This is a genomic window from Microbacterium wangchenii (assembly GCF_004564355.1).
In the GTDB taxonomy this organism is placed as follows: Bacteria; Actinomycetota; Actinomycetes; order Actinomycetales; family Microbacteriaceae; genus Microbacterium; species Microbacterium wangchenii.
Map to the genome: position 1 here is coordinate 3,274,561 of NZ_CP038266.1, position 15,814 is coordinate 3,290,374.

The window sequence follows — 15,814 nt, forward strand, 5'->3', positions numbered from 1 at the left end:
TCAACTGAGGAGGCGCCTGCGGTAGCCTTCCGCGACTGCGGACGCTCGATCGCGGACGCCGAGTTTGTCGTAAATGTGCTGCAGATGGGTCTTGATGCTCGCCTCGCCGATGAACAGGGCCGACGCAGCGTCCTTGTTCGAGCTGCCATTGGCGACCAGCTGCAACACCTGTTTCTCCCGGTCTGTCAGCGTCCCGGACTCTGTTCGCTGGACCTGGCGCATGAGATGCCGTGTCACCGACGGTGCGAGGACGGACTCGCCACGCGCCGCGGCACGGACGGCCTGTTCCAGCTCCTCGGGTAACGCATCCTTCAGGAGGTAGCCCGCGGCCCCGGCCTCGATCGCGGGGAGGACGTCGCTCTCATTGTCGAACGTGGTGAGGATCAGCACCCGCGCGTGTGGCAGTTCCTCGCGCAGGACTGCGGTCGCTGTGACGCCGTCGCTCTCGGGCATGCGCAGGTCCATCAGGATGACGTCCGCTGCGAGCTGTTTCGCGCGCTCGACGCCCTCGAGACCGTTACCGGCTTCTCCGACCACCCTGATGTCGTCGACGCCGGCGAATGTGTCGCGAAGTCCGCCCCGGACGATGGGATGGTCGTCGACGATCACGAGCCTGATCATCGAGCCTCCTCACTGGCTGCGCCGGCAATGGCCGGTACGCGCGCGCTCACCGATGTGCCTTCCCCGGGTGCGCTTTGCACCTCGACATGACCCCCGACGCCACGGATGCGCTGGCGCATGCTGGTCAATCCGAAGCCGGTGCGGGTGGCCTCCGCGTATCCGAGGCCATCGTCCCGCACGTCCAGCAGCACCTCGGTGCCGACATAGGACAGGGTGACGCCGACGCGCGTGGCGTCGGCATGCTTCCCAACGTTGGTCAGAGACTCTTGGGCGACACGGAACAGCGCGACCTCGATCGCTGGGCTGAGCGGCGCGTGGGTGCCGGTGACCTCGACACGCGCCGGAATCCGCTCCTGCTTCGACCACTGCTCGGTCAGGGTGCGGATCGCTTCGGGCAGCTGAGCACGACCGAGTTCCTGAGGTGCGAGTGCCTGCACGGATCGTCTCGCTTCGGTGAGCCCGGTGCGCGCGAGACGGAGCGCCTGACTCACGTGCTCCTCGCGTTCAATCGGACTGCTCGCGCGGCGCTGCGTGGCCTGGAGCTGGGTGATGATCCCCGCGAATCCTTGCGCGAGGGTGTCGTGGATCTCTCGGGCGAGTCGCTCACGCTCATCCTGCACTCCGGACTCCCGCGCTTGGTTGACGAGCTGCGCATGCAGTCCAGCATTCTCATGCAGTGCCTGCTCGAGTTGTGCGATGAGCTCGTCACGCTTGCGCTCCTCAGTCTCGTTGCGGCGCGAGATGGGGATGCCAACGCCGATCGCTGCCGTCTGCACAACGACGATCAGGACGAGCATCACGAACGTCTCGGGAGTGGGGTCTGGCCGGAAAAGCGTCATCCCGTTCAGCGCGGTCGACGTCGCGAAGACGGCGACCAGCCCCAACAGCCACGGGGAGAGCAGGTACGCATGGAAGAAGCCCGCGATCGTGAGGATCACGAAGACCTCTGAGTACGCCATGAGGGCGATACAGAGCCCGAGCAAACCCAGGAAGTAGATCGCAGCAGGAACCGGACGGACGGCGTGCCGTGCGATCGGCGCCGAGCTTCCTGCCGCGATCCATGCCGCCGAGGCGGCGAGCAGCCCGAGGACGGTTGCGCCCTCGGGCCAGAACTCGGCGCCGGTCGACGGGAGCGCCCACGCGAAGTAGACCGCCGTCGAGGTTGCCAGGAGCAGCCATGGCGTGCACAGCTGCAGCAGGTCCCACGAGCGCAGCTGCTCCGTCTTGTGCGGACTCACTCGGCCTCGATTCCCCGTCGTTGGCGGTCGGGCTACTCCCACCGGAACAGCTTCGCGGCGATCCCGCTCGCGACCACAGCGATAGCGGCCATTATCCCAATCTGCACCCAGAAGGGCTGACCGACGCTGGTGAGCTCCCCCGCGACCGGAGACCACGCTTCGATGAACGCCTGCAGTCCCGGCGGCACGAAATCCCCGACTTTCTGCAGAGTCTCGGGCATCGTGTACCGCGGCAGGAATGCCCCGCCGAAGAACATCAGCACCACGAACAGCAGCGTCCCGATCGTCGAGGCTGCGCTGCTCGTGCGCACCAGCGCGGCGGTGATCATGCTGATCCCGAGCACCGCCGCATATCCGACGACGAAGGCGACAGCGAACGCGAGCGGCCGCTGCGGCGGGGCGATGCCGAGCACCGCCCACGCCACAGCGATCATCAGCGCGGCGCCGACGATCACCGAGACGAAAGACACGATCATCTGCGCGAGCAGAATCCGCCGTGGATGCACCGGCGTCGTGGACAGCCGCCGTAGGATGCCGCGCTCTCGGTACGTGGCGATCACGCTCGGGATGTGCTGAACGGCGATCATCACGATTCCGAACACCAACGCCGTCGGAGCCCAGGCGTCGATCGCGCGGAGCCCGCCGAGCTCCGGCGGCGTTTCCCTCAGCGCCGGAATGACGCTCAACGCCAGCAGCAGCCCTGTGGGGAACAGCACACCGAAGAACACCGTGGTCGGGTCGCGCAACAGGAGCTTGGTCTCGACCTTGAGCATCGTCGTGAGAGCACTCATGGCTCAGGCTTCCTTCGGGTGGGTGTTCTCGGATCCCGGTGCATGACCGGTGAGGGTGACGAACGCGTCGTCGAGACTGGCCTGGTCGACTCGCAGATCTTCGGCCACGATCTCTGCGCGCGCGAGCGCGCCGGCGACGCTGGTGAGCAGCTGTCCGCCGCCGGTGACGAGCCAGGTCCCCTCTGTGACTTCGACATCGGACACGTCAGCGAGACTCATGAGGACGTTCCTGTCCAAGGGCTGTCGGACTCGGAAGCGGACGTGCTGAGCCGTGCTCGTCTGCGCGATCAGCCCAGCTGGGGTATCCACCGCAGCGACGCGGCCGCCGACGATGACGGCGATCCGGTCACTGAGACGTTCCGCCTCGTCCATGAAGTGCGTGACCAGCACGATCGTGACGCCCCGCTCCCGAACGCGCTCGATCAGGCTCCACGTCTCGCGTCGCGCCTGGGGATCCAGACCGGTCGTCAGTTCGTCCAGGATCGCGACCTTCGGATTCCCGACCAGCGCGCACGCGATCGACAGACGTTGTTTCTGCCCACCCGAGAGTGACTTGTACCGCGTGCGACGCTTGTCCGACAGGCCCAGAAGATCCACCAGCTCGTGCCGGTCGGCGGGATCCCGGTAGAACGAGCTGTAGAGCTCGAGGGCCTCGTCGACGGTGATCGCGTCCGGAAAGCTGCTCTCTTGCAGTTGCACCCCCAGCCGTTCCCGCACCTGCGCGCGCTGCGTCTCGGGGTCGAAACCCAAGACGCGAACCGCACCACGATCCGGTGTCCGCAGACCGGCGATGCATTCCACCGTCGTTGTCTTCCCGGCACCATTCGGGCCGATGATGCCGAAGATCTCCCCCTCCTCGACAGTGAAGGAGACGTCATCCACGGCGACGCGCTGACCGTAGCGCTTGTGCAGGTTTCGTACTTCCAGTGCGCTCATACGGTGACGCTACAAACGCAGCAGGTCGCGCCGCGTCGATCATCAGGGTGGAGAGAGGGTTGATTCCGCCATCAACCGAATGGTGGATGGCGCGGAGCAGGGGGCGCTCCACCCTGGGCCAGGTATGGGCTGGATGGTGGCGGGGACTCTGCCGGGTAAGTGACACAACCACAGATCAGGAGTCACCTAAACCTCCAGCAGTCCCTCATTATGGTCGCCTACACGAGCGGCGAAGTGCGCCATCCAACGGTCACGCCACCTTCTGTAGTACCCCACTCACGGTCGTCACCGCTGCAAGAAACCATCACGCCTGACTCCACCAACTCTAGAAAAACTGTCCGGAACAAGTCGCCAGTCAAAGGATGGAGTTGTCGACATGGGCAGTAGGTGAATACGTCGAGCTACCCGAACTTGGGCAGCTTCTCCGGCACCGACGTGGACGGCATGACGCGGTAGGTCTTCAGAACTTGCGCCATGGCCTTCTGGAACGCGTCCGCATTAGCCGCAGACGAAGTTTCCTTCGTCGGTTCGTCGAGAGTCACGACTACCACGAACTCCGGGGCATCGGCGGGAGCGAAGCCCACCATCGTCGTGAAGTACACACCGGTCATGTAGCCGCCGTTCAGAGGGTCCGCTTTCTCACCGGTACCCGACTTGCCGCCCACTCGGTATCCCGGGATGGTCACCCGGCTGGCGTAGGGCGCCTGCAGGAAGACGTTCTCGAGGATCGTGCGCATCTGTGCAGAGGTACTCTCGCTGATGACCCGCTCTGGCTCGGGCAGTTCGGGTTGGATAACGGTGCCGTCGTCGGTCGTACACGATTCGACGAGCGAGAACGGCATCTTCACGCCGCCGTTCACGATCGCGCCGTACGCGCGAGCAAGCTCGGGCACAGTTGATGTCAGACCTTGGCCGAACGAGGTGTTGTAAGCAGTTTGTGCATCCCAGTCGCTAACTGCGTGTACAAGACCCCGCTGTTCCTCTGGGTAGGAGCCGGTGCCGTCGCCGATGCCAAAGCGCTTGAGATAGTCGTATCGCGTCTGGATGGGAAGGGCGTCGCTGAACTTCGAGATGCCGGTATTCGAGGAGTCGATCAGCACCCCGGCGAGCGTGTATGCGTAAGCGGGGTGCTGAAAGGAGTCGCGAACGCGCGCGCCATCACGGAACTGCTCAAATCCCGAGGCAACGACGGTCGACGTCGGGCTCAGTTCGCCGGCCTCGAGCAGGGTTGCCGCGGCCAGAGCTTTGAATGGCGAACCCGGCTCGAACCAGTTGCGAAAGATCCGGCTGCTGCGGTCGTCCGATTCGGTCGGGGTTACATTGTTGGGGTCAACCGTAGGATACTCGGCCGCGGCCCGGACTTTGCCGGTGTTGGCCTCGTAGACGAGGATTGCGCCCGCCTGCGCGCCCATGTTCTGTGTTTGCTCGGCGATCAGCTGCTGCAGGTACCACTGGAGGTCCCGGTTGACCGTCAGCCGCAGTGTACCTCCGTCGACCGCCGCCTCATCATGCATGGTGCCCGGGATGATGACGCCGTCCTTCCCCTGCTGATAACGCCGCGTGCCGTTCGTCGAGGCGACGCAGTCGTCGTATTGCTTCTCAAGGCCCTCAAGCGCCTCCCCGTCGGAGCTGACGAAGCCGACGAGGTTTCCGGCCACAGCACCGTTCGGGTAGGCGCGAGCGGGGTGCGGCAGGCATTGAACGTACGGGGCGAGATCGATCAGCGCTCGGTACTGCTCGGTGTCCACGCCGTTCTTGAGACTTGCGAAGCGAGTCTTGGGATTCTCCGCCAGCGCAACAGACACTATGTCGCGCACCTCGTCGACGGTCTGCCCTGTGATCGAGGTGATGTCCACCGAGACGTTCTGCCACAGTCGTGCCTCGGATTCGCCGGCCATAATGTGGGTGTCGGTCTGCGTGATCAGCAGTGGGTCGAGCTGGCAGTCGTAGAGGAGGATGCTGCTCGCCAGTGTCTGACCTTCTTCGTCGACGATGGGACCGCGGGTGCCGTAAAGCTCCTGAGTCCCCGTGAACGCCCACTCCATCGAGTCGGCGACGTGATCCCTGGCATTGACCACCTGGATATCGACCAGGCGGATGATGTATCCCCCTAACACTGCGAGTACGACGGCCAGGGCAACGGCGGTGCGCCGACGTGGTGTTCTCCTATCCTGCGTAGTCATCTGACACGCTTCTTTTCGGCTTTGTGGGTGCCGTGCGGATGAGATATGCGGCGTTCGGCGCGAGCCCAGAGCGATCCCTGCGCCTCGATCACGGCGCGTTGCCAGCATCAGTGCCGCACTGAGCCGCGGCGTAATCGACCACGATGGGGGCGCGGTTTGTAAGACTTCCAGCGCTCGGATTCGTTCGTATTGCGCGCGGTTTCGTGGCAGTCGATTCCTCGGTACAGGTCCCTGTGATGATGGTTGCAAACCCAGCTTCGAGCAGCATGAGCCTCGCCTCCTCAAAAGAGCGGCCAGCGACGTCCGGCACTGTGACCGCTTGCGCGTTGCTCGGGTTGATCGTCACGACCGTGCCGCCTGCGACCTTGCCGGGATTCGGGGTCTGCGCGGCCACCGTCCCCTCCGGTCTGTCGGAGTCCACCGGCTGGCCAACGACGACGCCGAAGCCGGCCGCCTCGAGCATGCTTCTGGACTCATCGACGGTCATTCCCAGCACGTCTGGTAGATCTTCGAGCACCTGACGCATCAGGTTCGTATCGGGGTCCGGGAACCGGTCTCCGCCGTAGGCCGCGTTGGCTGCGGCCTGGATCTGACGGGCGATCGGGTATCGCAGATCGTGAAGAACGTCCCGGTCGGTGTAGGTGCGGTCGAGACGCACCTCGCCGGTGGAGTTCCCGACCCAGACGACTGTGGCGACTCTTGTGCTCGCCTCCGCCATCCAGGTCTGCCAGTACTCATGAGTTCCCGTCTTGCCCATGACGGGGACACCGTCGCGGGGGCGCGCCGAGTCTCCGGTTCCGCCATACATGACGCCTTGCAGTGCTGTCGCAGCAGTAGCCGCGACGGCCGGATCCAGCACCTGCGTACAGATGCGTGCAGGTTTGGGCAACTCGTTTCCCTGGTAATCGGTGACCTTGTCGATAACCGTGGGCTGACAGTGGACGCCGTTGTTCGCGACCGTGGCAAACGCGCCGGCCATTGCGAGTGGCGAGACGTTGGCTGAGCCGATGACGTCGTTTGCGACGGCCATCGGAATGTCCGACCCGTCGCCGTAGGTGACGCCCATCTTCTTCACGACGTTGGCGATGTCGCACAAATCCAGCTCCGCGGCCATCGCAACATACCCAGAGTTGAGCGAGTCGCGAGTGAATTGCATCGGAGTACCGACATAGCCGCGGGTGCCACCGGAGTTGTTGGGTCGCCAATTCGACGTATTCGTCCAGTCGCCGGTGCAACTGTTGGTCATTCGCTTCGGCGGTCTCAGCACTCCATCGACGAGCTGATTCAGGGACTTGCCCTGCTCCAGCCAGTCGATGAGCGTGAAGAGCTTGAACGTCGACCCGGCGGGGAGCCCGTTGGATCCTCCGAACTGCAGGTCGCCTGCGTAGACGATGCTGGAGAAGTTGGGGTCGCCGCCGCTGTCGCCGTCGCGGAAGTTGGTGTTCTGCGCGATGGAAAGGACGCGGCCAGTTGGCACCTCGACGCTCGTAGCGGACGTTCCGAACGACATGCCTGGCAGCGAGCTCGGCGCCCACTCAGCGACGGTGTCGCGGGCGGGGTTCTGCACGCGCCAATCGAGGGTTAAGTAGATGTTGAGGCCGCCCTGGCGCAGGTTTTTGACGCGCTCTTCGGTCGTCTCGCCGAACGCAGGATCTCGCTCGACGACCATACGGGCGTACTGGCAGAAGTACTCCGCTCCGGTTGCGGCAGCGCAGCCGGTCCTGGGCGGAGTGATGCTCGGAGTGATTGGCTCCAAGACTGCGGCGCGGTACTGCTCCTGTGTGATCCGGCCGTCGTCGAGCATGCGGCTGAGCACGTAGAGCTGACGACCCTTCGTGGCCGAGTAGCCGTCGGCGGCCAGGAGGTACTGCTCCTGCGTGATCTCACCGCGGGCGAGCATGGTGTCCAGGGCGGCAAGCTGGCCATCCTTGACATCATCAATCGCACCATCCGGTGCCTTGTTGAACGCCACGTCTTCGGCGCCGAACATCGAACCTGTCGGCTTGTCGATGCGGTACGTGTTGGGATTCTGCACGATACCTGCGAGCGTCGCGGCCTGCGGGAGACTCAGTTCGGCAGCAGACACGCCGAAGTAGTATCGAGCGGCGGCGTCGATGCCGTAAGTGGTGCCGCCGAAGTTCGCGATGTTGAGGTATCCGAGCAGGATTTCGCTCTTGGAGTACTTCCGCTCCAGGGCGATGGCGTATCGCATCTCCTGCAGCTTCCGAATGATGCCCTCGTCGCCTTCGGCGGTCGTCGCCTCCGTCCAGCACTCCAGCAGAGCCTGCTCACGCGTGATCTGGACGATCTCGCCGTTCTCGTCCTGCTTTTCGCCGGCCTCGGCGTCTCGCTCGCATTTCTGGATGAGAATGTTCTTGACGTACTGCTGGCTGATGGATGAGCCACCCTGCGTCTCGCCGCCACCCTGGGCGTTGGACAGGAGGGCGCGGGCGGTACCGATGAGGTCGACGCCACTGTGCTGGTAGTACCGAGGGTCCTCACTGGAGAGGATCGCGTCGTACATAACGGGCGCGATCTGGTCGAAGTCGACCTGAGACCGGTTCTGGTCGTAAAACTGGGTCAGCACCTGCTCTTCGCCGGTGTCGGGGTTCTTCACCCAAAACGTGGTCGGCAGCATCGGCTTTCCGATGTCGAGCACGCTGGGGAGGCGATCGAACATCGTGATCGCCGTCGACGTGGCTGCACCTGACAGTGCCAGCGCGGGCGTGAGGGATGCCGCCACGAGCACGCCCGCCACTGTGCTGAGGCCGGCGAGACCGGCGAAAGCTCCCAGAACGCTGCGGGCCGTGCGGCGGTCCTGGGTTTCGGGGCGATGCAACCGCTTCATGCCGCCAGTGTCGGCTGGCCGCGCGTATAACGACAAAGATGCGAATGCCGTTTTCTATGCGCGTTGGGCATACTGTTGCGGTTGTGGATCTGCTCAACGGCGTCCGGGCGTTCGCTGCCGTGGCGCGCCGAGGCAGCTTCTCCGCCGCCGCCGACGACGAACGCACCACCCAACCGGTCATCAGTCGCCGGATCGCGGCGCTGGAGGAGGTTCTGGGTGGTCCGCTGATCGAGCGCGACTTCCGCCCGGTTGGCCTCACCCCCCTGGGGCGGGCGCTGCTCAGTAACGCGCAGACCCTGCTCACCGCGGAACGCGCGCTCGTGGATGCAGCGGCGTCATATCGCCGTGGGGCGGTCCGGCTGCTTGTGCCGCCCTACCCCGACGCCGCACTGTGGGCCGCTGTGCGGCTGCGGGCGTCCGCGACCGGTGTGGAGCTGGACATCGAGGAAGACGGTCGGGATAGTCGGCTGCTACGACTGCGAGGTGGCGAAGTGGATGCCGCCATCCTCCCGGTCGAATCGGCGCGAGCTGACTGGCTGGTTCCTCTGGGGCTTGCCCAATCCACCGATCAGCGGCAGCTCACGCTCGCCTCCCTCCGCCCGACCCGTGCCGACCGGGAGCGCGCTGCACGGATAGTCGTCCTCCCGGAAGACAGCGAGGGCGCACTGCTTTCGACGCTCCGGGACACGACGGCCCGGTACGGTCTGGCCGCCCGACAGATCCATCACGCACCCGACCTTGTTCCTGCACTCGCTGGCTCCCTCGCGGGCGACGATTGGATCCTCTGCTCTCGCGCAGAAGCTGATGCCTGGAGGTTGACGTGGCTTCCTGTCAAGGAACTGCCACTGTCCCGCACCTATCGGCTGGACACGATCAGCCAGAGGGGCACAGAGTTGTTCGACATGAACCTTCGCCGCGACGTCGCAGCCGCTCTGGGAACTGCACCACTGCAGGACCGATGACCGATCTGACTCAGGAACCCGCTTTCGCGCCGGTGGTCTCACGCGCGGCCAGTGTGCTCGCAACCGCAGGGCTCTCCGGTTCACTCCTCGTGCGCCACCTCGGCACGGGGCACCAACTGGCCATCGATGCCGACCGGCCGTTCCCGCTGGCATCTTTGGCCAAGCTGCCGTTAGTCGCCGCGGCGCTCGATGCGGGGCGGCGGGGTGAACTTGACCTGGCGCAGCAAGTGACCCTGGACCACCGTTCGCGCTCTCGGGGTGGCCCAGGAATCGCCCGATTCACCCACCCGGCGACGCTTGCCCTCGAAGATCTCGCCAGGATCTCGATCGAGCACAGTGACAGCAGTGCTGCGGATGCGTTGTTCCGGTTCGTGCCCCCGCAGAGCGTCACCGCGTGGCTGCGTGCTGCGGGCATCCGCGGAGTGGTCATCCGCCACCCGATCGAAGACCTGTACGTGTCCCTGGCCGCTCAGGCCCGCTCAAGCGATGCGGCCGCGGTCCACTCTCTGGTGATATCTGCCGACCAGCTCGGGCATCCCTCACCGCTCCCTCAGCTCGACGTGGAGCTGGCCAATTCAGGTACGGCCCACGGTCTCGCCGACCTCATTCAGCAGTTGTGGGACGGCAGCATCGGCGACGACGTCGCCGCAGCCGTTCGCCACATGATGGCCGGAAACCTGTTGCGCCACCGACTGTCGCCTGACTTCGCCTCAGACGCCGCATCCTGGTCATCCAAGACGGGGTCGTTCCTTCATCTCCGACACGAGGCAGGCGTGGTCGAGCACGTGGACGGTGAGACGCTGATCGTTGTGGCACTTACCCGGAGCAGGATCCCCGCCACCATCCAGCCCGCGGCCGAGCATGCCATGGGTCAGGCAGCCCGCCTCCTTCACGACGAGCTCCTCGCCTGGTGCGCTGATCAATGAGTGGCGCGTACCGCCGCCGCACCGGTCGCGGGATCTTCCACGACACCGCCGACAGGAAACGGATTACGAGAGTGGAACGTGCCTGAGCGATCGAACAACCTCTCGCGGAGCAGACCATCGGCGCCGTTGCCCGTCACCTCCATGACGAAGTGAGGGTGTGCGACGCAGGCTCACCGTGAGCTGCGAGCCCTGAGAGGAGGTGCACGCGGCTGTTCTCGCCTACCGAAGTGGGCTACTCGAATGGCGGATGTCAATCGACGCGTGGACGTGAGCCTCAGCAAGGGCGGTACGGAAGACCGTGCGCTGTTTGATCAGCGCAGCGAATCAGTCAAGCACTGGTCATTGGGGCATGGTTCCGGCGGCGATGGATAGCTCGTTGCTGCGTACCGCTTGTCGACGACGCTCGAGAATCCGGCCAAAACGACGGTTGAAAAGTAGGCCACCCAGACCAGATTGGGTGCGTGATCTCCTTGGAAGATTGGGCGTTGATCAGGCGGCTTGTCGCGGATGGGGTTCCGCAGCGGCAGGTGGCTCGAGATCTCGGTATCGCACGGGATACCGTCGCTGCGGCGGTGAGGTCGGACCGGCCGCCGAGGTATCAGCGGCCGGCGCAGCCGACGTCGTTCTCGCCATTCGAGGCGCGGGTGCGCGCGTTGCTGGCGGAGCATCCGTCGATGCCGGCGACGGTGATCGCGGAGCGAGTTGAGTGGTCGGGGTCGATCACGTGGTTTCGGGAGAACGTGAGACGGCTGCGGCCGGAGCATCGCCCGGTCGACCCGGCGGACCGGCTCACCTGGGCGGCGGGTGATGCGGCGCAGTGTGATCTGTGGTTCCCGCCGCGGAAGATCCCACTCGAGAACGGCACGACCGTGCTGTTGCCAGTGCTGGTGATCGTCGCCGCGCACTCTAGGTTCGTGACGGCCAGGATGATCCCAACCCGGAAGACGGAGGATCTATTGCTCGGGTCATGGGAGCTGATCCAACGGTTGGAGCGCGTTCCGCGGCGCCTGATTTGGGACAACGAGCCCGGGATCGGGCAGAAGGGGCGCCTCGCGCAGGGCGTCGCGTCGTTCGCCGGGACCCTGGCGACGAAGGTGGTGCAGTTGCGGCCCTACGACCCGGAATCGAAGGGGATCGTCGAGCGGCGCAACGGCTGGTTCGAGACCTCGTTCATGCCGGGCCGGACCTTCACGTCTCCAGCAGACTTCAACACCCAACTCGCCGACTGGCTCGAGAAAGCGAACAGCAGGGTCGTTCGCACGATCAAGGCACGTCCCGTCGATCTGATCGGGCACGACCGATCGAGAATGCTGCCCTTGCCGCCGATCCCGTTGCAGCTGGGCTGGCGGGAGCGGGTCCGGCTCGGCCGGGACTATTACGTCCGCCTCGACGCGTCCGACTACTCCGTCGACCCGCAAGCGATCGGACGGATCGTCGATGTCACCGCCGACCTCGACCGGGTGAAAGTCCGCCTGGACGGGCGGATCGTCGCTGACCACGAACGGGTCTGGGCGCGAGGGAGCATCGTCACCGACCCGGCTCATGTTGAGACGGCGCGGCGGTTGCGGCAGCAGTTCCAACAACCCCGCCCCGCCACGGTCGGAGACGACCTGAGCAGGGATCTCGCGGACTACGACCGCGCGTTCGGGATCGAAGGAGTCGCGTGATGGGCGGCAAACAGACCGACGCGGTCAAGCAGATCACCTATCTCGCCGGCGCGCTCAAAGCGCCCCGGATCACCGAAGCCGCGGGCCGGATGGCCGATCAGGCGCGGGATGCGGGCTGGTCGTTCGAGGACTATCTCGCCGCCGTCCTGGAACGGGAAGTGAGCGCCCGCAACGCGTCCGGCGCGGAGCTGCGGATCAAAGCGGCCGGGTTCCCCGCCCGGAAGACGCTCGAGGACTTCGACTGGGACGCCCAACCGACAGCCCGTCAGCAGATCGCCGCGCTCGCCTCGGGCGGGTTCCTCCTCGAAGCGCAGAACGTCGTCCTGCTCGGCCCACCCGGAACCGGGAAGACCCACCTCGCCACCGCGCTCGGGATCGTCGCGGCCCGCCACGGACACCGGGTCCTGTTCGCCACAGCGACCGACTGGGTCACCCGGCTCACCGACGCCCATCGGCAAGGGAACCTGCCCCGCGAGCTCGCCCGGCTCCGCCGTTACGGGCTGATCATCGTCGACGAAGTCGGCTACCTCCCCTTCGAGCAAGACGCCGCGAACCTGTTCTTCCAACTCGTCTCATCCCGCTACGAACACGCCTCACTGGTCCTCACCAGCAACCTGCCGTTCTCCGGCTGGGGCGGCGTCTTCGGAGACCAAGCCGTCGCCGCCGCGATGATCGACCGCATCGTCCACCACGCCGACGTTCTTACCCTCAAAGGCGCCAGCTATCGCCTCCGCGGCCGCGGAATCGACAGCCTCCCCAGCATCAGGACTCAGGATCCGGCAGACTAACAACACGAAACGGTGGCCTATTTTTCGCCCGTCGTTTTGGCCGGGTTCTCAACCGTCGCCGACACCGCTCACGCGGTGACTTCGCCGACGCTCAATAGTGCAGCGAATAGCGTCAGCAGTAGAGCCAAAGAGAACAGGACCCACCGGCGACCGAGCACGGCGAGAACCGCAGGACTGCGGAGGCAACAGCAGCCGAGGCCGCTCCGGTCTTCCACGCAGTGACACTTGCTGGTCCCATGCCCGAGCCCGAGAGTGCGAGGCCGACAGCACTAGCAAGCAGGCTCCAGACGAGCGCCACCGTAGCCATCGCCGTGAGAATCCATAGGCACCAGCCTCCTATCCCACAGACACTTCGCCAGCGGGGCTCTGCTCGTCGCGTCACACTCGACCCCGACAGGCTGAGAAGTCAGTTCGGTGCAGGTAGCACCTGGCGCAGGTGTGCGTTGACCGTTCGCGTGCCGACATCGTTTGATCTTGCCCCATAACGTTTGTGGAGGCCTACAAAGACTGAGTAGTCACCGTGCGCGTCCCGATGCGGAGTTCCAGTTTTGCTCGCGACAGTCGCGAACGCGCGGGGTGTGGGGTCGGGATGGCACCCCCGCACCGCGAATCCCGTCGGCTCAGCGGACGAACGGCAGCCGCGGTTCTCATTCCAGCAGTCCGGACCGGTAGGCCAGAACGGCGGCCTGGACACGGTTGTCGATGCCGAGGTGCGCGAAGAGGGCCGAGAGATACTGTTTGACGGTGCCTTCGGAAAGGCTCATCTGAGAGCCGATCTGAGCGTTCGACAGCCCTCGGCCGACGAGGGCGAGCAACTCCAGTTGTCGCTCAGTGAGCAGGTCGCGAATCCGCTGGTTCTCCTGATCCGAACGCATCGCGGTGCGTTCCCGTGTCGCGAGCCAGCGCGCGACACGAGGGGAGAACACGCCACCGCCGTGGGCAAGCGCTCGGACGCCGCCGATCAACTGTTGCGGATCGTCGGATTTGAGCAGGAACCCGAGCGCCCCCGCGCTCAACGCATCGCTGATGAGCAGATCGTCGGAGAACGTGGTGAGCATCGCGACAGGAAGGAGAGGCTGACGCCGCTTGATGTCACGCAGCGCTTGGATCCCGTCGAGACGCGGCATCTGAATATCGAGGAGGACCACGTCCACGCGGTGCGCGGCGGCAGCTTCGGTGGCCTCGACCCCGTCCCCCGCCTCGGCCACGACCTGGATGTCATCAGCGGTCGACAAGATGCCGACGATGCCGGCGCGGACGAGTCGGTCGTCGTCCGCGATGAGCACGCGGGCGGGCTGCACGGACGGCGCGGAGATACCGGTCATGACGCGGGTATGACTCCCATACGCGTGACGGCATCGTCATCAAAGCAGACCACGTGAACGTCGCTGCGTTCGAAGAAGCTGACGTCGGATTCGTAGTAGCGACATTGCTCGCCGCTTTTCGGGGGGAACTGATCGCGTGGCGCGTCGAGGACTTCGAAGATCGGCAGCGAGAGCTCGACCTCCGCGCGTGGATCGCCGGGCTGTATCTCGGCGAACTGGGGCGCACTCACCACCGACAGCACGGTCGCCGCCGTCAGGTAGGCGAAGGTGACCGCCAGCACGGCGCCGAGGATCGCTGCCGGCAGCACGATGGCGACCCTGGTCGCCATCGTGCGACTTTGCGCCGCTTCATTCTCCGCGGCAACGATGTCCTCCGCCGCCGTGACGCGATCGGACGGGGAAGGTTTGGCGTCGGTGGGGAGGGTGAGCTTCAGAGCGAAGACGTCCGGCGAACGCCCCACCTCCAGAGTCCCGCCCAGCATCCCTGCGCGGTGCCGGATTCCGACGAGTCCGAACCCGCTCGACGGGGGCCGGTCGGCGCCATCCTGTGCAGGCATCGCATTGGAGACCTCGGCCACCATCGTCGAACCGGTGACATGGATGGCGATGCCGACCTGTTCGCCCGGCGCGTGCTTCGCGGCGTTCGTGAGGGATTCCTGAACCAGTCGTGCGACCGCAGTCTGCGCTTCTGCGCTCAGGATCTCCGTCAATCCCTCCGGAACATCGGTTGTCACGGGGATACCTGCTGAGCGTGCGCTCTCCACGGCGTCCATGATCGTGGGGACCCCCGTGCCCGTGGCGATCGCGCCGGGATCGCGGAGCAGACGTACGGCGTTCCCCAGCTCCTCCGCTGCCTCCGCTGAAGCCTGCCGCAGCTCAGTGACCGCGGCGCGGTCAGCCGGCGCCAGTGTCGAGGTGAGCGAGAGCTGCCCCAGCCGCACAGCGATCAGGGTGAGGCTATGGCCGAGCCCGTCGTGCATCTCTGCGGCCAGAGACATCCGTTCGCGCTGAAGCGCGGTCTGAATATCGTTCGACCGTCTTTCGGCTTCCATCGCGGCCAGCCTCCAGCCGCGGTGGAGATACTCGCGCCGGTGCCGCAGCACCGCAGCGACCGCCATTGGCCCGGTCAGGCACAGGGAAGTGAGAAGACCTGCGACCGTCCCGAGAGCGAGGTTCTCGATGGTCAAGCCCGGGAACTGCACGACGATCGCTGACACCATCACCCAGGTGACGATGGTGAGCAGCGGAACCTTCGGAGCCGCGAGAACCAGCACAACAGAACACACGATGATGATCGCCAGAGCGAGCAACGGTGCATCCACAAGCAGCCAACGCGATGAGAGCCCGGCCACCACGGCAACGACCGCGCCGACCGCGACACGGGTACGGGCACCCGGGGAACGCCGATCCCGCGATTCGGTGGACATTCCACCAATCTAGGAGGCGCCGCACACCTGCGAAGCTAACCATCGTCAGTGCAGACGTGCCCGATCGTCGGTTCTGCCGCACCTTCTGGCCCTCATAGCGTC

Annotated in this window: 13 protein-coding genes; 4 read left to right on the forward strand and 9 right to left on the reverse strand. The window is 65.3% G+C overall.

What is annotated here, in order from left to right; all coding sequences use genetic code 11:
- From E4K62_RS15920 to E4K62_RS15945, 6 genes are all read right to left on the reverse strand, one after another.
- Positions 1 to 621: a response regulator gene (locus E4K62_RS15920; RefSeq protein WP_135069222.1), complete on the reverse strand. Its 621-nt coding sequence runs from the start codon at positions 619 to 621 to the stop codon at positions 1 to 3.
- Positions 618 to 1,859: a sensor histidine kinase gene (locus E4K62_RS15925; RefSeq protein WP_135069225.1), complete on the reverse strand. Its 1,242-nt coding sequence runs from the start codon at positions 1,857 to 1,859 to the stop codon at positions 618 to 620. The genes E4K62_RS15920 and E4K62_RS15925 overlap by 4 nt, the downstream gene beginning before the upstream one ends.
- Positions 1,860 to 1,891: 32 nt before the next feature.
- The gene (locus E4K62_RS15930; protein WP_205805802.1) at positions 1,892 to 2,650 is read right to left on the reverse strand and encodes an ABC transporter permease; all 759 of its coding nucleotides are present in this window, start codon (positions 2,648 to 2,650) and stop codon (positions 1,892 to 1,894) included.
- A gap of 3 nt (positions 2,651 to 2,653) precedes the next feature.
- Positions 2,654 to 3,586 carry an ABC transporter ATP-binding protein gene (locus E4K62_RS15935; protein WP_135069229.1) on the reverse strand — a complete coding sequence of 311 codons (933 nt, stop codon included), beginning with the start codon at positions 3,584 to 3,586 and terminating at the stop codon, positions 2,654 to 2,656.
- A 401-nt stretch (positions 3,587 to 3,987) separates the two neighbouring features.
- A complete protein-coding gene (locus E4K62_RS15940; RefSeq protein ID WP_135069232.1) occupies positions 3,988 to 5,769 on the reverse strand; it encodes a peptidoglycan D,D-transpeptidase FtsI family protein in 1,782 nt (593 codons plus the stop codon).
- 88 nt (positions 5,770 to 5,857) lie between these two features.
- Positions 5,858 to 8,617, reverse strand: a complete 2,760-nt coding sequence (locus tag E4K62_RS15945) for a transglycosylase domain-containing protein (RefSeq protein WP_135069235.1) — start codon at positions 8,615 to 8,617, stop codon at positions 5,858 to 5,860.
- Positions 8,618 to 8,700: 83 nt separating this feature from the next.
- On the opposite strand from E4K62_RS15945, the gene E4K62_RS15950 reads away from it, so the two are divergent.
- Together E4K62_RS15950 and E4K62_RS15955 are read left to right on the forward strand one after the other, a co-directional pair.
- Positions 8,701 to 9,579 carry a LysR family transcriptional regulator gene (locus E4K62_RS15950; RefSeq protein WP_167747822.1) on the forward strand — a complete coding sequence of 293 codons (879 nt, stop codon included), beginning with the start codon at positions 8,701 to 8,703 and terminating at the stop codon, positions 9,577 to 9,579.
- Positions 9,576 to 10,505, forward strand: a complete 930-nt coding sequence (locus tag E4K62_RS15955) for a serine hydrolase (RefSeq protein ID WP_135069241.1) — start codon at positions 9,576 to 9,578, stop codon at positions 10,503 to 10,505. Before E4K62_RS15950 ends, E4K62_RS15955 begins: the two co-directional genes overlap by 4 nt.
- Here E4K62_RS15955 and E4K62_RS19070 read toward each other — a convergent pair.
- Complete coding sequence (locus E4K62_RS19070; protein ID WP_205805804.1) at positions 10,499 to 10,648, reverse strand: PhzF family phenazine biosynthesis protein; 150 nt, start codon at positions 10,646 to 10,648, stop codon at positions 10,499 to 10,501. The genes E4K62_RS15955 and E4K62_RS19070 overlap by 7 nt on opposite strands.
- Positions 10,649 to 10,966: 318 nt before the next feature.
- Here E4K62_RS19070 and istA point away from each other — a divergent pair, with 318 nt between their 5' ends.
- Positions 10,967 to 12,172, forward strand: a complete 1,206-nt coding sequence (istA, locus tag E4K62_RS15965; protein ID WP_135067339.1) for an IS21 family transposase — start codon at positions 10,967 to 10,969, stop codon at positions 12,170 to 12,172.
- Positions 12,172 to 12,960 (forward strand): IS21-like element helper ATPase IstB, encoded by a 789-nt coding sequence (gene istB / locus E4K62_RS15970; protein WP_135067337.1) that lies wholly within the window; start codon positions 12,172 to 12,174, stop codon positions 12,958 to 12,960. The genes istA and istB overlap by 1 nt, the downstream gene beginning before the upstream one ends.
- A gap of 647 nt (positions 12,961 to 13,607) precedes the next feature.
- Here istB and E4K62_RS15975 read toward each other — a convergent pair.
- Both E4K62_RS15975 and E4K62_RS15980 read right to left on the reverse strand, forming a co-directional pair.
- Entirely contained in the window at positions 13,608 to 14,285 is a 678-nt protein-coding gene (locus E4K62_RS15975) for a response regulator transcription factor (RefSeq protein WP_135069244.1), read from the reverse strand.
- Positions 14,282 to 15,712 carry a sensor histidine kinase gene (locus tag E4K62_RS15980; protein WP_135069247.1) on the reverse strand — a complete coding sequence of 477 codons (1,431 nt, stop codon included), beginning with the start codon at positions 15,710 to 15,712 and terminating at the stop codon, positions 14,282 to 14,284. The genes E4K62_RS15975 and E4K62_RS15980 overlap by 4 nt, the downstream gene beginning before the upstream one ends.
- Between the last annotated feature and the right edge of the window lie 102 nt (positions 15,713 to 15,814).